The organism is Pseudanabaena sp. FACHB-2040 (assembly GCF_014696715.1).
Classification (GTDB): Bacteria; Cyanobacteriota; Cyanobacteriia; order Phormidesmidales; family Phormidesmidaceae; genus JACVSF01.
The window spans coordinates 478899-497026 of the sequence record NZ_JACJQO010000005.1 but is presented as its reverse complement, the minus strand read 5'-3'; the positions used below and the strand labels follow the sequence as shown (position 1 = coordinate 497026).

Sequence of the window (18128 nt, the reverse complement as noted above, 5' to 3'; positions counted from 1 at the left end):
CCTCGGCTTTCTAGGGCGGACCTTTAGGTGCATCAGACAGGGGCTCTGGAAAAGTTCTCGTGCCCCTTCCCATAAGGCCCAAGCAAGCGGAGCCCCTGTTGCGGCTTCTGAAACGCTAGATTTGAACGACCCTGAAGCTTGGGTTGCAGCGGAACGGATGCTGGCCAGCTACAACCTTGCCCTAGAAGCTCAAATAGCCGAGCGAACTCAGGCGCTGCGACAAAGTGAAGCAACTCAGGCCATTATCCTCAATGCCATTCCAGATCTGCTGGTTCGCTACTCTGGAGACGGAATTTGCCTCAGTCTGATGAATTCGGGCGAAGTCTTCCTGCTGGCCCCGGCTGAAGAATTGGTAGGCAAACATCTTTTTGAGTTCCTGCCCTCGCCGATGGCGGAAGAACGGCTGCACTTCATCCGTCAGGCCTTGGCTACAGGCACAATGCAGATTCATGAATACCAGTTTGAGCAGGCCGGTGTCTGCCGGTATGAAGAATCTAGAATTGTGCCGAGTGGTGAAAACGAAGTCCTAATCATCGTTCGAGACACAACGGAGCAAAAGCAGGCTGAAAATGCCCTTAAGGAGAGCCGTGCCCTCTACCAGTCTCTTACAGAAGTTTTGCCCCATTGCCTCTATCGAACCGATGTAGAAGGCCGCCTGATCTTTGCTAATCCGGCTTTTCTCAAAACTTTAGACAGGCCGATTGAAGATTGCTTAGGTAAGACCGCCTATGATTTTTACCCTCCCTCTTTAGCTGATAAATATACGGCCGACAACGAGCGTGTGACCACAACAGGCGCTACACTGCGCACGGTCGAAGCTCACAAAACGCCTGCTGGGCAAGAGGAGATCTATGTCCAGGTGATCAAGTCTCCTGTTTATGGAGCAGATCGTCAGATCACTGGCGTACAGGGAGTATTTTGGGACATTACTGACCTTAAACGCACCCAGGATGAACTCAATACCCAAAAGCAGTTTCTTCAGCAGGTGATTGACAACATGCCTAGCGCTACCTTTGTCAAGGACTGCCAGGGCCGCCTCATTGCCGTTAACCAAGCCAGTGCCTCCATGCACGGCAAGCAGCCAGAGGAGATGATCGGCAAAGTCGAAACCGAGTTTAATCCCAACGTGACCCCGGCTGATTTGGAGCACCTCTTCACCCTTAACCAGCAGGTCATCAGCCAGCGCATTACTCTTCAGGAAGAACTCACTATCACCAATGTCTTTGGAGAAACGCGCTGGTACCAAACCATCGTCAGTCCTTTTGTTTCCCCGAGCGGTGAGGTCCAGGGCATTATTGGTAACTGTATCGACATCACTGAGCGTAAATCGGTAGAGGCGGATCTGCAGGCGGCCAACCTGAAATTAGAACGGCTAGCGACCTTCGACAGTTTGACCAAAGTCGCTAACCGCAGACGCTTTGATGATTACCTACAGCAGGAATGGCAGCGCATGGCTCGAGAAGGGCAGCCCCTGTCTCTGATTTTGCTAGATGTAGACTATTTCAAAATCTACAACGACTTTTTCGGGCACCAGCAGGGAGATGTCTGCTTATTTAAGGTGGCCCAGGCGCTCTGTCGAGCGGTAAAGCGAACGGCAGATTTGGTTGCTCGCTATGGCGGCGAGGAGTTTACCGTGATTTTGCCGAACACCCGCCGAGCTGGCGCAATTGTGGTCGCAGAGGCTATCCAAAGCGAAATTGCCAGCCTGCAGGTTCCCCACCCTAACTCTGCTGTCAGCCCCTATGTGACAGCTAGTATGGGCATTGCCAGCACTATGCCCAGCAGTGATGGCTCCTGCGATGAACTGTTGGCGGCAGCTGATGCTGCTCTGTACCAGGCCAAGCGGCGGGGGCGCGATCGCTACTGGGTGAGAATTTTGTGAGTGCGACTGTCAGACCAGGGGTTTAGCGACAGTCCGCTGCACTGCCCAGATCCCGCCCGCCAAAGCAGCCCCTAACCACAGCAGGCTACCGGTTTGCGTCTGCCCCCCCAATAAACACAGGCTGCCGATGCCAAACAGCCCCAAAGCGCTGCCAGCCACAACGAACAACATGGTCTTGATCGCCTGAGTACCGTGAATCAACTGCTGCGCTAGATCTTCGCTGTTGGTTAGGGCTGAGGTGCTGAGGGCTTTTTGGAAAAGCTGGTAGCGGGCTGGGTCGGCCTGGTAGTAGGTGCCCAATTCACTGTCTCTTAGAGCCGCTACAGAGTGCAGACCAAACTGTTTGGCCTGTGCGATCGCACTGCGGATCTGCCGCTTGGTTGCTACTGGCTGGAAGGCTTGAAAAATCAACTCTCGGTAGACGCCAGTCTGAGCCATTTCCAGAACTCGGGCTGTAAGCTCACTCACCGATAGCCTTTGAGAAGTCAGGGTCATCGTGCCTTTCCGGCTGCCAACTTGTCTATGGTAACCGCGTACTACTCTCAGAGGAACTGGCTTCACCAAATTGTTCGATCCAGTCGAGCAGACTCTGCGCTAAGGCTAGTCGGGATCGCTTTGTAGTGTCGATACAGACATGGCGAGTTTGGGCCGTTGCTGCACTACGCTCAGGCTGATCTGCCAGATAGATGCGGTAGAAAATTTCAAAGCTGGTTGAATCTGCCTGCCGAGGAGTTAGGGCGATTGAAATGCGATCGCCACACGCCAGCGGCGCTCGGAAATCAATGCTGGCATGCACGATGGGATAGGCCACCGGACCTCGGGCGAAGAAAGCGCCCAGGTCTACTCCAGCTGCCGCTAAAGAGGCTTCATAAGCCTCGTGGCAAAGGGTCAGACCGTTAGCGAAATAGACGACCCCTGCCCCATCCGTCTCCTGGAAGCGAATGGTTCTGGCATAGAGAAAGGTCATGGCCTACCGCAAAGACTTCCTAAAAGAGCCGTTAGCTGGCATTGGGCTGGGCCGGACGGTAGGGCAGATCTCCAGGCAGGACCTGGGGGGCTGCCGCCTCTGGAGCGGCTACAGGCCGATTTAGCGCCTGCAGCGGGTTGTTGATGATATTTATCAGGTTAGCAACGCCGTATTCCAAAATCTCCTGGGGATCGACCGCAATCCAGCCTTGGGTTGTGAGCTGTCGCATTTCAAAGTGTAGGTGGGGACCAGTCGAGTTACCAGTGCTCCCAACCAGGCCAATCACTTCACCCTGCTCAACCCGCTCTCCCGGCTGCACTAGAATTTGAGACAGGTGAGCATAGCGTGACTCCAGCTCGCCCTCGTGCCGCAAAATAACTGTCAGGCCGTAGCCGCCTAGAAAATCAGAAACTGAGACCTGGCCTGCGCGAGTCGCCATCACAGGGGTGCCGGAAGGAGCCGCAATGTCAGTCCCAGCGTGGAAGCGCCATTCACCAAAAATAGGGTGCATCCGCCAGCCAAACAGCGAAGTAATGGGAGCCGGAATAGAGAGCGGGAAGATGTACTCCTGAGTGCCCCGCCGCAGCACATTGAGCGGTCTTAGTTTTTCGTTGAGAGCCTCTCGGCTGACAATGGTCGTATTGCCCAGACTAACGCCGCGACTACTGAAATTAACAGGACCGACTTGCAGTCCTCCTGAATTCGCTGCGGCTGCTGCGGCTGTTTGAGCTGAACTGGTAGGGGCGGCAGCGGGGGCAGATCCTCCCCCACAAGATTGAGCCAGGGCCTGCCCCGCTGGAACCGTAATTTGACAGCCAGTAGAGCGCTCTGAAAAGACCAGGGAGGGGCTTTCGGTCGCGCCTACACTGTAGTCTGTTGGATCAATAAAGACGCTGTTATACCCTGCTGGGACATCGGCCTCGGCAGAAATTTCAGACGGGACAGCTAGAGAAGGAGCCTCAGGCGCAGCCGCTGGGGCTTCTGAAGCCGCTGGAGCCGCTGGAGCTGCTGGAGCTACCGCAGGTTCCCCCTCTGGGGCGATTTCGATGAGCTGTTGTGCGATTAGACTAATTGGAGCTGGGGCAGGCTGCCGCTGGTCGCTGTTGGCCTTGGTGGTAAGAGAAGCTGTTGGGGAAGTCCGCAGCGGCGAGAACGCAGGCACTGGGGCCGGGGCCGCCTGTACTGCTTGGGATCCGTGTGAGGCAGCCGGGGCTGCCGTTGCCTTTTGTGAGGGCAACAGCTGTTCGGCTGTCGTGTAAATGGGCCCTTCTATTTCGGCAATGACTGGGGCTTCGGAGATGGCCAGGCTGCTGCCCGTCAAGCCCAATCCACCGAAAAGCGCCAAGAGGCGCACCCAGAATAGGGGCACTGAAACAGAAGCTGTGCGTTGTGAAGGTGTGTGTCGGCTCATCCCGTTGTCGTCTTGGTTATCCACGATGCCAAACCCTATGAATTGTAGCCCAGAGTGATTTCCCCTGGCTGAAGTTCTCTGATTACTGAGGCCGCTGTCGCTGTCGAATGGATGTCTTTGACCCATAGGTTGCCCGTCTGAGTGACGCCTTGAACCTCCCATTTGTGTCCATCGAGGACGAGAACCTGGCCCAGGTTGACTAGGCGAGTGCGGTAGACCTCTAGGAGCGCATCGGTGCCGTAGGCCTGCCAGAATAGATAGCCCTGGAGCAGCCCGTAAAGGATAACGGCCGCTGCTAGCTCCAGACTAGCAGGAGCAGTGCTGTGGGCAGCTTGATCAACACTGCTGCTCTCGGTTGGTTGGCCGGGCTGCAGCGGTGGCTGATGGTTACCCTCGGCTGCCTCAAGCAGGGTGATCCCCGTGGGTGGGACAGGATTGCTAAAGTTTAGGCCTACGCCCACGACTGCAGCCGTGATCTGTCCTCTGTCTACGCGGGTCTCTGTTAAGATTCCGCCTAGTTTGCGGCCTTGAAAGACAATGTCATTTGGCCACTTCAGCTGAACTGGCAGACCTAAGTTGCTTAGGCTGGTGGCAATGCCCCAGGCTCCTGCAAGGGTGAGCTGGCTGCTGCTGCCTGCTGGCACCTCGGGCTGTAGAGCCAGAGACAGATACAGCCCGCCTCGAGGAGACTGCCATTGTCGGCCCCACTGTCCGCGTCCGGCCTTTTGGCTGCGGGCAATGACGGCGGTACCGGAGGGCGCGCCCTGGTCAATCAATTCCCAGGCCGAAGTGTTGGTAGAGGGGACACAGTCAAAGACATAGGGATGAAATTTGGGGCGAATAGACCAGAATGGCTGAATCACTCCTAATTTACGGGGATTTTCTTTGAGCGCTTGAGCCAGCCGTGCACAGTCCAACTTAGACCACCCCTAACTCTGATCGCTACGCTAGCACTCCACTTATAGGGCTTTAGTAAAAATTTCTGGAATTCCCGTAATCCGTTCATGAAGAAAGATTGCTGGATCGAGGCTGGGCTGATCCCCGGGGAGTGCATGGCATTCTGTGAGATTTCATATAGGCTAAACGGTGATGTCTGAGCAGTTTTGAACCCAGATCGGGCGCTTTTATAGCTATGCATACCTGGCATTGGCAGACCTGGCAGGATCAGCCCTATCTTACCTGCAGCCTTTTAGAGCCTTGGCCCCACGGTTTCTTCTCCCAACAGTTTTGGCCTCAGACGCCAGAGGATCTGGTGGTGGCCCTGGCGTCTGAGGCAGCTGTTTACCGAGTCAACCAGGTTCACGGCAAGGGGGTGCTGAGCTCAAGCCAAATCAGCGCCCAACAAACAGACTCTGCAGCGGCAGGTGCCCGTCCTGAGGCAGATGCAGTGATATCGGATGATGCCCAACAATCAGTCTGGGTATGTACGGCGGACTGCAATCCGGTGCTCATTGCTGATGGTCGGACGGGACAGGTAGCCGCTATCCATGCCGGATGGCGGGGCACGTCCCTGAAAGTAGTGCCTCTGACCGTTGATCGCCTAATTGCGGGTGGCAGTCGTCTTGAGGACTTGAACGTTGCAATGGGGCCTGCGATCGCAGGTGAAGTCTACCAGGTCTCTATTTCTGTCGCAGCGGCGGTGGGGCGCACTATTGCGCCTGACCAAGCAGCTCTGGCAGATGAGGCCCTGGTTTGCTACCTTCAGACCCAGGAAAATCCGGCAGTGCTGAGTGACCCCGAACCGGGTCGAGTGCGGCTAGATGTAAGGCGAGTGAATGCGCTGCAGCTAGAGCAGCTGGGAATTGCCCCGGAGCAGGTTGCGATCGCACCCCACTGCACCTACCAGGAGCCTGAGCGCTTCTTTTCCTACCGCCGTGCCAAGGAGAAAAAAGTTCAGTGGTCGGGCATTGTCAGCACCTAGGCCTAGTCCACGTCTACGTCAGCCTACCTTTAGGGAAGTGAAGCATGAGAATTGGAGCGCAGTATCAAGGAAATCATCAGTGCGAGTTTACAGTCTGGGCTCCGTTGCGAGAGCAGGTAGCCCTACAGCTAGAAGGACCAGAACCTCGCCTCATTCCCCTCAAGCAAGATATAGACGGTTACTGGAGCGCTACCCTAGACGACATTGCACCCGGTACGCTGTACCGCTACCAGCTAGACAGCGATCTACTGCGCCCCGACCCCGCTTCTCAATACCAGCCTGAGGACGTGCACGGCCCTTCCCAAGTCATTGACCACAGCGCTTATGCTTGGCAAGATACCGCTTGGTCAGGGGTACCGCTGAAAGATTACGTAATTTACGAGCTGCACATCGGCACCTTTACCCCAGAGGGCACCTTTGAATCAGCCATTGAGCGGCTGCCCGATCTAGTAGAGCTGGGCATCACCGCCGTTGAGATCATGCCCGTAGCTCAGTTCCCAGGCGATCGCAACTGGGGCTACGACGGTGTTTACCCCTTTGCCGTGCAGACTAGTTATGGCGGCCCTGAGGGCCTGAAAAAGCTGGTCGATGCCTGTCACCAGCACGGTCTAGCGGTCATCTTAGACGTGGTCTATAACCACTTTGGACCCGAGGGCAACTACACCCGCGATTTTGGCCCCTACTTTACCGAGCACTACCGCACTCCCTGGGGCGCTGCTATCAACTACGATGATGCCTACAGCGAAGGCGTCCGCAACTTCGTCATTGAAAACGCGCTCTATTGGTTCCAAGAGTTTCACTTCGATGCGTTGCGGCTCGATGCTGTCCACGCTATCTACGACTTTGGGGCCAAGCACGTCCTAGCCCAAATGCAGGAAACCGTACAGGCCGCCATGCAAACCCGCGCCTTTCCGGCTTACCTGATTGCTGAGAGCGATCTCAACGACGTGCGGGTGATCAACCCCCCGGAGCAAGGTGGACACAACCTTGATGCTCAGTGGAGCGACGACTTCCACCACTGCCTCCATGTGCTGCTTACCCGCGAAACCCAGGGCTACTACGAAGACTTTGGTACCTGCAACGACATGGCTAAAGTCTTTAAAGACCGCTTTGTCTATAACTGGTCCTACTCCAAAACCCGCAAGCGCTACCACGGCAGCGATGCCCGCCACTGCCCACCCTATCAATTTGTGGTCTGCTCTCAAAACCACGACCAAGTCGGCAACCGCATGATGGGCGATCGCATGACCGCTCTAACATCTTTTGAAGGGCTGAAGCTGTTGGCCGGGGCCGTGATGCTCTCGCCCTACCTGCCAATGCTGTTTATGGGCGAGGAATACGGTGAACCCGCGCCCTTTCTCTACTTCATTAGCCACAGCGACCCCGACTTGATCCAGGCTGTTAGAGAAGGTCGCAAGCGTGAGTTCGAAGCCTTTCACGCCGAGGGAGATGCGCCCGATGCCTTTAGTCGCGACAGCTTCAACCAGTCAAAGCTGAACTGGAACTTACGCCAAGAAGGACATCACCAGTCCCTCTGGGTCCTATATCAAACCCTGATTCGCCTGCGCCGGGAACTGCCCGCTCTACAGATGCCCGCCCAAGGGGTCGAGTCTTTAACTGCAGACTGTGTTGGTGACCAGGTGATCTTGCTGCAGCGTTGGTGTGATAGTCAAAAACTGGCCTGCTTGATGAACTTTCAGGCCGAGCCGGTCGTGCAGTCGGTTCAGATTGAGGGACGTTGGCAGAAGCGCCTTGATTCGGCAGAGGTATCCTGGAAGGGCCCAGGGAGCCAAGCCCCTGAGGTCCTGGAAGTCGCTCAAGAGTTGACCCTTTCGCCGCACAGCTTTGTGCTGTACGAAACTGCCCAGACAGCTGCCTCCTTTGCCTAACTGTCCAGCCAACTCATCGGTGATTCTCTATGCGCACACCTTCTGCCACCTACAGACTGCAGTTCCGTCAGGAATTTGGCTTTAACGATGCTCAAAAAATCCTCACCTACCTAGAAGAGCTGGGCATCTCTGACATCTATGCTTCCCCTATTTTTAAGGCCCGCGCTGGCAGCAGCCACGGCTATGATGTGGTCGATGCCGGCCAGCTCAACCCCGAACTGGGTACCGAGGAAGACTTCAATGATCTCATTGAAGATTTGCAGTCCCGCAATATGGGCTGGCTACAGGACATTGTGCCCAACCACATGGCCTATGACTCAGAAAACCCCTTTCTGATCGACATTCTAGAGCACGGTCCCTATTCGGAATACTGCGATTTTTTCGATGTGGAGTGGGAGCACCCCTTTGATGACTTCCGGGGCAAAATTCTTACGCCCATGCTGGGGGACTTTTACGGCAACTGTCTAGAAAACGGCGAGATTACGCTCAGCTATAGCCATGCGGGCCTGACCGTCAACTACTACAGCCTGCAAATTCCGCTGCGGATTGAGTCCTATACTCAGTTCCTCAACCACGACATGGATCGGCTGGCCCGCGAGCTAGGCCGCAGCAACCCAGACTTTATCAAGCTGCTGGGCATTCTCTACATGGTCAAAAATGTCTCAACTGAGACAACTGGTAGAGAGCGCAAACAGCAGGCCGAATTTGTCAAAGAGCTGCTGTGGGAGCTCTTTAATACCAATGAACACGTCAAAGAGTTCATTGAACAAAACCTAGAGATTTTCAACAATAAAAATCCTGAGGTTAATGGCCATGATCTGTTAGACAATTTGCTGTCTGATCAGTTCTTCCGGCTGTCTTTTTGGAAAGTGGGAGCGGAAGAACTCAACTATCGCCGCTTCTTCACCGTCAATGAACTGATCTGCCTACGAATTGAAGACCTTAAGGTTTTTCAGAAGAGCCATTCTCTGATTGGTCAATTGGTCAAAAATGGTCAGATACAAGGGCTGCGAATCGATCACATTGACGGGCTATATGACCCCGAGCAGTATCTCAGGCGGCTGCGTACCAAGTTTGGTGATGTCTATGTTGTGATTGAAAAGATCCTGGAACTTGAGGAGGAGTTGCCGGAGGATTGGCTGATTCAGGGCACCTCTGGCTATGACTTCTTGAACCGGATCAATAGCCTCTTTTGCCAGACTAGTAATGCTGAGGGGTTTGACGCAATCTATCACCGCTTTACTGGGCTTAATCCCAACTATAAAGAGTGGATGATACAGAAGAAGCGCCTGATTGCCGAGACTAACTTGGTCGGCGATGTGGACAACCTGGGTCACATGATCAAGCGCATCGCTGGCAAGTACCGCTATGGCCGGGACTTTACCCTGAGCGGTCTGAGAAAGAGCGTTTTGGAAGTGCTGGTGCAGTTTCCGGTGTACTGCACTTATACCAATGAAGATGGGGTGAGCGATCGCGATCGCATGTACATCACTGAAGCCATCGACAGTGCCAGAAAGCGCATTCCCCAGCTGCTGAACGAGCTGAACTTTATTGAAAAGATTCTGCTGCTCGACTACGAAGACTTCCTCCCCGACGAGGACCGGGCCCAGTGGCTCCACTTCGCCATGCGCTTTCAGCAGTTCTCTGGCCCACTGATGGCTAAAGGCGTAGAAGATACGCTGTTCTACGTCTACAATCGGCTGATCTCGCTCAACGAGGTGGGCGGGCACCCTGGCAAGTTTGGCCTCACCGACAGCGAGTTCCATACGTTCAACCAGCGCCGCCTGGCCCACTGGCCCCACGCCATCAACGCCTCCTCTACCCACGACACTAAGCGCAGTGAAGACATGCGAGCGCGGCTCAACGTGCTCTCGGAAATTCCCCAGGAGTGGGAGCAGTACCTCCATCGCTGGCGGGAAATCAATGATCCCTACAAGATTGTCACGGAAAAGCGGGTGATTCCCGACGCCAATGACGAGTATTTCCTCTATCAGACGCTGTTGGGGGCCTATCCCTGCAATGAGAATGAGTATGAATCCTTTGTTGAGCGGGTGAAAGCCTACGTTGTTAAAGCTGTGCGGGAGGCCAAGGTGCACACCGCCTGGCTGCGGCCCGATAGCGAGTATGAGGACGGCTTTGTCAAGTTCGTCAACCGCATTCTCAAGCAGGGCAAGCAGAACGAATTTCTAGAGGCTTTTCTGCCCCTGCAAAAGAAGCTGGCTGCCTACGGCATCTTCAACTCCCTTTCGCAGACGCTGCTAAAGGTTGTTTCTCCTGGCGTACCCGACTTCTATCAGGGCACTGAGCTATGGGACTTGAGCCTGGTTGACCCCGACAACCGCCGCCCGGTGCAGTATGAAGAGCGTCTGTCGTTTTTGCAGGAGATTAAGCGGCGCAGCCAAACTGGCATGGAAAGTCTGTTGTCTGATCTGCAGGCTACCCGGCACGATGGCCGCATGAAGCTGTTTCTGATCACCCGCATTTTAGAAGCCCGGCGACAGTATCTGCCGGTCTTTGAGCAAGGTGACTACCTGCCCCTACAGGTGGAAGGCACCCACGCAGGCAACATTATGGCCTTTGCTCGCTCCTATGAGGGCAGGTGTGCGATCGCAGTGGCCCCCCGCTTCCTCACCTCCTTGATCGAGCATGATCAGGAGCCTCTAGGCGAAGCGGTTTGGGGAGATACGGCCCTAGTCATTCCAGATACGCTGCGGGGCCAGTGGCGAGAAACCATCACTGACTGTGAAATTGCGGATCAGCCTCGGCTGCCAATCGGCAAGATTCTGCAAAACTTCTCTGTAGCCCTACTGATTAACGGGGAATCTGAGTAGGTTGGATTAACCAACTTTCAGACTTCCAAGCTGTGCATATTCAAACCCTTGCGCCTGCCGAGCGGCTTTCCTCTCGGCAGGTCACTTCTCTTCGTGTCTATATCAAGGCCACATGGCAGACCCTCTCGCGCTCCCTGATTCACATTCTAGAAGCCGCCAGAGATGAGAAAGTCGAGCATTGCCCCGGCCAAACTTGGCCCGTGTACATCTCCGCCCAGGAAAATCGGCAGTCGGTCGAGCAGGCACTCAAAGCCGCCCTCTCGCCCGAAGAATACGCCCAGATTGACCTACGGGTGTTGCCTGATGACCCCGAAGCGATTACAGAGCACGGCCTGCTCTACCTGCCCCACGATTACGTGGTGCCCGGTGGTCGGTTCAACGAAATGTATGGCTGGGACAGCTACTTCATTTTGCTGGGCCTACTGCGCGATGGAGAACTGGCAATGGCTCAGAGCATGGTCGATCAGCTGGTCTACCAGGTGCAGCACTACGGCAAGGTGCTCAACGCCAACCGCACCTACATGCTAAACCGCTCCCAGCCGCCAGTGCTGTCGCTGATGGTGCTGAAGCTGTTTAAATACACCCAAAACCGCCAATGGCTGCGCTCAGTGCTGCCCGCTCTAGAGCACTATTACGCCTACTGGATGAGCGAGCCCCACCTCGAACCCACGACCGGGCTGTCTCGCTATCATGCCTTAGGACATGGCCCAGCCCCGGAGGTCGTCTGCTCCGAGCGTGATGAGGCAGGCCACACCCACTACGACCGGGTGTGTCAGTACTACCGTCATCATGCCGTGCCCGATTATGACCTCACCCGCTTCTACGATGCCGAGCAAGATTGTCTCACCGAGCAGTTTTACATTGGCGATCGCTCCATGCGCGAGTCGGGCTTTGATATTAGCGATCGCTTTGGCCCCTTCAGCGCCGACATCGTTCACCACGTTCCGGTCTGCCTGAATGTGCTGCTCTACCGCATGGAGCGCGACATTGCCCGCATCCATGCCCTGCTGCGGCAGCCCAAAGCCGTTGAAACCTGGAACAGCCGATCCGAAATGAGGCGGCAGCTGATCGACCGCTATCTCTGGGACCCCGAGGCAGGGCTGTACTTTGACTACAACGTGCACCAAGGCCAGCGCCGGGTGTATGAGTTTGCCACAACTTTCATGCCGCTCTGGGCCGGTATTGCTTCCGAGGAGCAGGCCAGCCAAGTGCAAGAGAATCTTTGGAAGTTTGAAGCACCTGGCGGCCTCTTGACCAGCACTCACATCTCTGGCAATCAGTGGGATGCCCCTTTTGGCTGGGCTCCCCTGCAACTCTTTGCCGTGCAGGGGCTCAACCGCTACCAGTTTAAGATGGACGCCCGCCGACTGGCCCAAAAGTTTGTCAGCATGGTTATCCAGGAGTTTGAACAGAGCGGCACCCTGGTTGAGAAGTACGACATAGAGCGCTGTTCAGCAGATGTCTCTGACGAGATCCACTTTGGCTATAGCTCCAACGAAGTCGGCTTTGGCTGGACGAATGGAGTTGTTCTAGAGTTTCTAGCCATGATGGGAATGGCCTGACCTCTAGTTTGCCGCTGGCCCCGACACAGGCTTAGGGTAACCAGGCTGCCTGGATACCCTTAAAAGGCATCGGCTCAGGCTGATTTTGCGCAGGTTTGCCCTGCATTCGATCTTCTGAGGAGGTAAACAGGGGCAATAGCCAGATAGAGTTGTTTGTGGCCTGCACCTCTGGAGAAGCAGGCGTCTCTGCCGACATCATTCCTTCAAAGTTCAACAGTAGAGCCAACCCGTCGGGAGCTAAGTCCATGGTGATGTTTTGCTGGGTCGGCAGCAGCAGCAGATCTGTGACCTGCTTTTCCCGCAGGGTAACAGCCGACAGCACCGGCTGCTCAACGTACTCCTCGCCAGGCAGCACCTCACTTGTGAGGCTATAGAGAATGCGATTGGTGGGGTCAAACTGGGCATCCATGACCGTGCCTGTCACCTGCATTAGCTCGGTTTCTTCGCCCTGGTTAGTCACCCAAAATAGCGACTCGGTGTAGCGCTGTTCCGGGTCGTTTTGGTTAAAGTTGACCATTGCTGCAGAAGAGCCATCGCGAGACATATCAAACACCCGGCCATACTCGGGCAGAAAATCCAGCGGTTCAGTGGTCTGCTGCGTGGCTTCATCTAAGGGAATAATGGCCGTGCCCTGGCCCTGCAGCAGCAGCAGGGATTGGCTGTCTGGAGCAATGAGAAAATCGCCACCAGGCTCAGTCTTTAGGGGTTGAGGCGGCTGGTTTGCCTTGACAACCCAGGGGCCAAAGTCTGCCGGGTTGCTTTGACTAACCCGCTGCACAACAATCGTTTGACCATCTGGAGAAAGGTCAAATTTTAGGTTTTGATAGTTTTTGCTGTCTAGCACCAGCTCAATATTGCCGGGAGGCTGGTTGACTGGCTGACGGCGAAACAGCGCCAGGGGCGAGCGAGAAGAGCTGCCCAATTCCTCTGGCGGGCGGGGATTGAGCCCAGTGGTAACAGTATAAAGTTTTTGATCAAGCCCACCTTGCTGAGAGGTAGCGGCATCGGTGGCGGCAAAGAGAATGCGATCGCCCAAGGGATAGGGCTTGAAACTCATGACCACCAAATCTGCGGGCGTGAGGATCTGCTGGTCTTGCCGGGTCAGGTCTGCCAGCACCAGGCGACCGGCCTCTTCTCCCTCACTGCCGATATAGGCAAAGGCGCGGTGGCGCGTCTGAAAGGTGCTCTGGAAAGTCTCAAAGCGGGCCTCCCGCTCTTCTCGAGCGGCAAATAGGTCTTTGGCGTGATTGAGCCGGATGGAAAAGTTTTCTCCGTAGGGAGCCGGAACGTCTAGCGTGTAGGCCATGCGGCGGCCAGCCCAGCTCACCTTGCCCGGCAGCGGCGGCGAGACTACTAGGTTCTGCTCTACGCTGGTCGGGTCCATAGGGCGGCTAAAGGTCAGCAAAAATGCTCTATCTTCTGCGCCGACCTGTCGCTGGTCCCAGGAGAAGTCTCGCACTCGGGCTAAGGCGTGGTCGCCAGAGAGCAGCAGCCCGCCGATCAGCAGAGCCATCCCGGTCATAAAAATTGAGGCCCAGCGGTCTAGAGGAGAGAGGCTGCGGCGATGGCGACGGCGAGACATAGGCAAAAATGAAAGGGATTTAGTACTCGTAAGGATTTCTAGGCTCAGGGATCTCCTCCACCTGGCTGGCATCGATGACAAGCTGACGCTTACCGTCTAGGGTGTCGGTGGTCATCTGGCCCTGTACCTGCAGCCAGGTGTCTTGACGGGGGCGAGGCTGACCCTCGGCTAGCCGCACCGGCAGCCCTACCGGGTAGGCATCGGCGGCACAGCAGGTCAGCACAAAGCGGGAGATCATCAGATAGTTTTCTGACCAGCCAGGGGGATAGATGACGAACCCAGCGACGTCGGCCTTTTTGCCCGCATAGGCATCGGGTTCGGGGTAGACGTTGAGGGTGCGTACCCAGTCGATGATGGTGCGTTCTTCAGGGTTGGTGTTGAGGGTAAAGCGCTGAGGTTGCGATCGCGTCATAGTCAGCGTATCGGTGATACCTCGCTGCAGAGCCGTGTCGCTAGTGAAGGGCCGGGGGGTGTAAATCAGGCCAAATACGGCTACCGCCAACAGCAGGCTAGTGCTGATCTGGCGCGGCAGCAGGCTGATGTGAGAGTCTGCTGTGATCACCGGGGGCAGGCGAGAGAACTGGCTAACCTGTTGCCAGATTTGCCGCCCCCGCAAAGCCGCTAGCCCCAGCAGCAAAATCGCGGTTAAGTGGGCCAGCCACTGGTAGTCAGGGTGCAGCAGTAGCGCCATCTGACCCGTCACCCAAAAGCGCACCAGCATAGCGCCCCAAAGTCCCAGGATCAGCAGATCCACGACCATTGACCAGGGAATAGAGCCCTTCCGGCGCGAAATAGAACGGGAAGAAACGGCCATAGCGATTTGCAGATGCCTCAAAACAGGTCTAATCAGGTCCAATATAGGTTCATCAGCAGGGACAGGGCAAAGACCATCTGACCTGCCAGCACAAACAGATAAAGAATAGCCCGGCCCTTAAACACGGTCAGCAGTAGGCTGATGTTTTTCAGGTCGATCATGGGGCCAAACACCAGAAAAGCTAGCAAAGAGCCACTGGTGAAGGTGGAGGCAAACGACAGTGCAAAGAAAGAGTCTACGGTGGAGCAGATAGAAACTACCCAGGCCAAGATCATCATCGCTAAAATCGAGGTGACCGGACCTTGACCCAGGCTGAGCACCAGTTCGCGAGGGATGGCAACCTGCACAAAAGCTGCGATCGCACTGCCAATAATCAGCACCGCCCCCAGCTCTCGCAGCTCCAAAATCATGTTGTCTACCATTAGCCGCAGCCGGTCGCCGAAAGGTTTTGGCATCGACCCCGCCATTGCTAAGGTTTGACCTGCCGGGGCGCTGAGCTGCAGCGTTTTGCCGGGAGCCTGGAGCAAAAAGGTGCCCGACTGCAGCAGCATTGAGCCATCATCCGAGGCAGCTTGGGCCGGAGAGTCTGCCGGATCGGCCATTAGTCGAGCCAAGTTCTGCTGCAAAAATGGGCGCATATCTTTTTGACTGCTGAAGATAGCCGCAATTGTTGTCGCGATCAGCAGGGTAAAGATCAGCCGCAAAAACACAATCTCTGGCTGGTCTCGAAAGGCCACCCAAGTCGCCCAAAACACAATCGGATTGACCGTGGGAGCGGCCAGCAAAAAGCCAATCGCCACTGCCGTAGGTGCACCCTGCATCAGCAGCCGTCGGGCCACCGGCACGTTGCCACACTCACACACCGGGAACAAGAACCCTACCAGACTGCCTGCTAGAGCAGCCAGAATAGGGTTGCGCGGCAGAACAGCAATCAGCTTTCGCTCATCGACAAAAAACAGCAAAATGCTCGAAAAGGCGACCCCCATTAGGAGGAAGGGCATGGCTTCAACCAGCAAGCTCAAAAAAAGCGTAATGCCACTATTGAGTTGTCCCATAGGCGCAGAAGATGACCCGAAGGGGCGCACTTTTAGTTACAAGAGGCCATTCTACCGAATTATTCCAGGGTGTGTCTGCTCCGTGGGATCACTGAGAAGGCAGGCGATCCCGGTAACAGCAGCGGCAAATTATCTCAAAAAGTACTCCTATAAATGTCTCTGTAGACTCGGCCAAAACTGTGTCTAGGGCTGGTTCTGATAGCGCTTTGGCCGTTGCCCGCTCACTTCCCTGTGACCTGGATTAGCCGATCGGGCTGCTGTGGATCGACGTCATAGGCCGCTCCAAATCCCACCACAAATCGGCCAGCATAAGGCGTTAGCTGGAAAATCCGAAAATCTTCTAGCTGTCGAAACATTTGAATAATGTTGCCAAAGCGAGACTCAAAGCGGCTAACCACATGGTCCCAGGTTGGGGTCTTGCGCTCTAGCAGCTGGGCTGTGCAGTCGTAGGTTAGCCGACTACGGGCAAAAATCTGCGGAGTTTCTCTTTCGTCGGCGATCAGCAGCACGCTAACTTTGCCGCTCTGCTCTAGATTCTGTGTGTGGGCTGAGAGGCCGCTGATATAGATGTAGAGACGGTGGTCTTCATCCATGACAAAGGGAGCATAGCTGGCATGGGGCATGCCATCAGCCGTCACGGTGCTCATCATCAGGCTCTGCCGCTCGGTGGGAAAAGCCTGATAGGCCGCAAGAACCTCGTCGAACTGTGACATAAGCGCTATCAGCAGAATTGCGGGTATGTTAAGGGTACGAACACCTTAAATTGTGGAGTTCGGGTAAAGTAGCCTAAAGACCTTATTAACTTACCCCAGTCCATGGCCTCCGTGTCTAGCCCCGATCCTTCGGCAATGGCTTCAACTTCTCTGCTATCGGACTCAGACCGACAGCGGCTGAATCTTGGGCAGGTGGTGCTGCTGGGGGAAAAAGGTCAGTATGCATTGATGGGACTGGCTAAAGTCAATGCTGCGATCGCATGGTCTGTCCTCACTGACTACAGCAGCTTCGATCGCTTCGTGCCCACTATTGCTGCCAGCCGCATTGTCGAAATCGATGGCGCTCGCAGCATTGTCGAACAGATCGACCGCCGCCGCATTTTGCTGTCTATAGTAGAGACTACTATCCTGACTGAGAATGTCGAGATAGACCAGCAGCAAATCAGCTTCCGGCTGTTAGAAGGCAATCTCAAGTACATGTACGGACATTGGCGGATAGAGTCGGTAGACTGGAACCTACCCTACCCCGAAGCCGTTTTGATTTCCCAGCAGGTCAAGGCAGAGGCCGACCTAGGCCCCTTCAAGAAAATGTTCTACAAGCTGTTTGAAGCCAGCCTGATAGAAACCATGGAGGCCATCCGCGATGAAATGGAGCGGCGCGGCAGGTAAGGGCCAGTAACCCAGGCTCAAAATTTAACCATGTGTGGACGCTTCACCCAAAGCCAAAGCGGCGAATCGGTGGCTCAGGCTTTTCAGCTCAAGGCTGTGCCCAACCTCCAGCCACGCTACAACATTGCCCCGACCCAGCCCGTCTCAGCTATTCTAGCTACCCCAGACAGCCCAGAACCCCGCTATCAGCTGCTGCGCTGGGGCCTGATCCCAAGTTGGGCCAAAGATTCTAGCATCGGCAGTCGGCTGATCAATGCCCGCTCTGAAACCGTTGCAGAAAAGCCCTCCTTTCGGGCTGCTTTCAAGCGGCGACGCTGCCTGATTGTGGCCGACGGCTTTTATGAGTGGAAAAGTGACCCCAACTCCAAGGCCAAGCAGCCTTACTACTTTCGCCTAAAAGAACATGCCCCCTTTGCCTTTGCCGGACTTTGGGAGCAGTGGACCGATCCTCAAAGCGGCAGCGAACTAGATACCTGCACCATTTTGACCACGGCTGCTAATGCAGTTTTAGAACCTGTCCACGATCGCATGCCCGTGATTCTAGAGCCTGACCAGTACGCGGCCTGGTTAGACCCTGACTTTTATGATCCTAAGGATCTTCAGACCATGCTAGATCCCTATCGTGCAGAGGGGATGGAGAGCTACCCGGTGAGCAAAGCTGTGAACAGTCCCCGAAATGATGCGGCTGAGTGTCTAGAGCCGGTAGAGGTGTGAGGAAGGACGCGGGATGCGGGGAGGTCGAGAAGGTGGGAAACTGTGGGGGCGGGGGTTAGCAGATGCTTCTAGCGTATTTACCCAAATCTCAAAGAAGGCTCGCCTAATGGGGGTCTGT

General features: G+C 55.5%; 15 protein-coding genes. 7 read left to right on the top strand and 8 right to left on the bottom strand.

Annotated features, from left to right (window positions below):
• Window positions 1-121: 121 nt before the first annotated feature.
• Window positions 122-1882: a GGDEF domain-containing protein gene (locus tag H6G13_RS05965; RefSeq protein ID WP_190482237.1), complete on the top strand. Its 1761-nt coding sequence runs from the start codon at window positions 122-124 to the stop codon at window positions 1880-1882.
• 9 nt (window positions 1883-1891) lie between these two features.
• Here the strand turns inward: H6G13_RS05965 and H6G13_RS05960 are convergent, their stop codons facing one another.
• Genes H6G13_RS05960 through H6G13_RS05945 form a run of 4 tightly spaced genes read right to left on the bottom strand, consistent with a single transcriptional unit; the run spans window position 1892 to window position 5177 of the window.
• Window positions 1892-2377, bottom strand: a complete 486-nt coding sequence (locus H6G13_RS05960; RefSeq protein ID WP_190482236.1) for a hypothetical protein — start codon at window positions 2375-2377, stop codon at window positions 1892-1894.
• A gap of 25 nt (window positions 2378-2402) precedes the next feature.
• Window positions 2403-2849, bottom strand: a complete 447-nt coding sequence (locus H6G13_RS05955) for a thioesterase family protein (protein ID WP_190482235.1) — start codon at window positions 2847-2849, stop codon at window positions 2403-2405.
• A 31-nt stretch (window positions 2850-2880) separates the two neighbouring features.
• Window positions 2881-4284 (bottom strand): M23 family metallopeptidase, encoded by a 1404-nt coding sequence (locus H6G13_RS05950; protein ID WP_347277437.1) that lies wholly within the window; start codon window positions 4282-4284, stop codon window positions 2881-2883.
• A gap of 11 nt (window positions 4285-4295) precedes the next feature.
• Window positions 4296-5177: a biotin--[acetyl-CoA-carboxylase] ligase gene (locus H6G13_RS05945; RefSeq protein WP_242028163.1), complete on the bottom strand. Its 882-nt coding sequence runs from the start codon at window positions 5175-5177 to the stop codon at window positions 4296-4298.
• Window positions 5178-5392: 215 nt separating this feature from the next.
• On the opposite strand from H6G13_RS05945, the gene pgeF reads away from it, so the two are divergent.
• The 4 genes from pgeF to H6G13_RS05925 are packed head-to-tail and all read left to right on the top strand — an operon-like array spanning window position 5393 to window position 12463.
• On the top strand, window positions 5393-6181 hold the full coding sequence (pgeF, locus tag H6G13_RS05940; protein ID WP_190482234.1) for a peptidoglycan editing factor PgeF: 789 nt from the start codon (window positions 5393-5395) through the stop codon (window positions 6179-6181).
• Between the two features lie 44 nt (window positions 6182-6225).
• Complete coding sequence (treZ, locus tag H6G13_RS05935) at window positions 6226-8070, top strand: malto-oligosyltrehalose trehalohydrolase (protein WP_190482233.1); 1845 nt, start codon at window positions 6226-6228, stop codon at window positions 8068-8070.
• A gap of 29 nt (window positions 8071-8099) precedes the next feature.
• Window positions 8100-10901: a malto-oligosyltrehalose synthase gene (treY, locus tag H6G13_RS05930; RefSeq protein ID WP_190482232.1), complete on the top strand. Its 2802-nt coding sequence runs from the start codon at window positions 8100-8102 to the stop codon at window positions 10899-10901.
• Window positions 10902-10933: 32 nt separating this feature from the next.
• Window positions 10934-12463: a trehalase family glycosidase gene (locus H6G13_RS05925; RefSeq protein ID WP_347277436.1), complete on the top strand. Its 1530-nt coding sequence runs from the start codon at window positions 10934-10936 to the stop codon at window positions 12461-12463.
• Between the two features lie 31 nt (window positions 12464-12494).
• On the opposite strand, the gene H6G13_RS05920 is transcribed toward H6G13_RS05925, so the two are convergent.
• The 4 genes from H6G13_RS05920 to H6G13_RS05905 all read right to left on the bottom strand — a co-directional run bounded on the left by H6G13_RS05920 (window position 12495) and on the right by H6G13_RS05905 (window position 16627).
• Entirely contained in the window at window positions 12495-14045 is a 1551-nt protein-coding gene (locus H6G13_RS05920) for a hypothetical protein (RefSeq protein ID WP_190482231.1), read from the bottom strand.
• A 19-nt stretch (window positions 14046-14064) separates the two neighbouring features.
• Window positions 14065-14859, bottom strand: coding sequence for a TIGR03943 family protein (locus tag H6G13_RS05915; protein WP_190482230.1), 795 nt, complete (start codon window positions 14857-14859; stop codon window positions 14065-14067).
• Between the two features lie 32 nt (window positions 14860-14891).
• The gene (locus tag H6G13_RS05910; protein WP_190482229.1) at window positions 14892-15914 is read right to left on the bottom strand and encodes a permease; all 1023 of its coding nucleotides are present in this window, start codon (window positions 15912-15914) and stop codon (window positions 14892-14894) included.
• 221 nt (window positions 15915-16135) lie between these two features.
• On the bottom strand, window positions 16136-16627 hold the full coding sequence (locus tag H6G13_RS05905) for a pyridoxamine 5'-phosphate oxidase family protein (protein ID WP_190482228.1): 492 nt from the start codon (window positions 16625-16627) through the stop codon (window positions 16136-16138).
• A 102-nt stretch (window positions 16628-16729) separates the two neighbouring features.
• Here H6G13_RS05905 and H6G13_RS05900 point away from each other — a divergent pair, with 102 nt between their 5' ends.
• A complete protein-coding gene (locus H6G13_RS05900; RefSeq protein ID WP_190482227.1) occupies window positions 16730-17296 on the top strand; it encodes an SRPBCC family protein in 567 nt (188 codons plus the stop codon).
• Window positions 17297-17326: 30 nt separating this feature from the next.
• Entirely contained in the window at window positions 17327-18010 is a 684-nt protein-coding gene (locus tag H6G13_RS05895; protein WP_190482226.1) for an SOS response-associated peptidase, read from the top strand.
• The last annotated feature ends 118 nt before the right edge of the window (window positions 18011-18128 follow it).

Excerpts from the sequence above, each read along its gene's own strand:
- H6G13_RS05960 (WP_190482236.1), bottom strand. The coding sequence starts at position 2,377 with ATGACCCTGACTTCTCAAAGGCTATCGGTGAGTGAGCTTACAGCCCGA.
- H6G13_RS05955 (WP_190482235.1), bottom strand. The coding sequence starts at position 2,849 with ATGACCTTTCTCTATGCCAGAACCATTCGCTTCCAGGAGACGGATGGG.
- pgeF (WP_190482234.1), top strand. The coding sequence starts at position 5,393 with ATGCATACCTGGCATTGGCAGACCTGGCAGGATCAGCCCTATCTTACC.
- treZ (WP_190482233.1), top strand. The coding sequence starts at position 6,226 with ATGAGAATTGGAGCGCAGTATCAAGGAAATCATCAGTGCGAGTTTACA.
- treY (WP_190482232.1), top strand. The coding sequence starts at position 8,100 with ATGCGCACACCTTCTGCCACCTACAGACTGCAGTTCCGTCAGGAATTT.
- H6G13_RS05920 (WP_190482231.1), bottom strand. The coding sequence starts at position 14,045 with ATGTCTCGCCGTCGCCATCGCCGCAGCCTCTCTCCTCTAGACCGCTGG.
- H6G13_RS05915 (WP_190482230.1), bottom strand. The coding sequence starts at position 14,859 with ATGGCCGTTTCTTCCCGTTCTATTTCGCGCCGGAAGGGCTCTATTCCC.
- H6G13_RS05910 (WP_190482229.1), bottom strand. The coding sequence starts at position 15,914 with ATGGGACAACTCAATAGTGGCATTACGCTTTTTTTGAGCTTGCTGGTT.
- H6G13_RS05905 (WP_190482228.1), bottom strand. The coding sequence starts at position 16,627 with ATGTCACAGTTCGACGAGGTTCTTGCGGCCTATCAGGCTTTTCCCACC.
- H6G13_RS05900 (WP_190482227.1), top strand. The coding sequence starts at position 16,730 with ATGGCCTCCGTGTCTAGCCCCGATCCTTCGGCAATGGCTTCAACTTCT.
- H6G13_RS05895 (WP_190482226.1), top strand. The coding sequence starts at position 17,327 with ATGTGTGGACGCTTCACCCAAAGCCAAAGCGGCGAATCGGTGGCTCAG.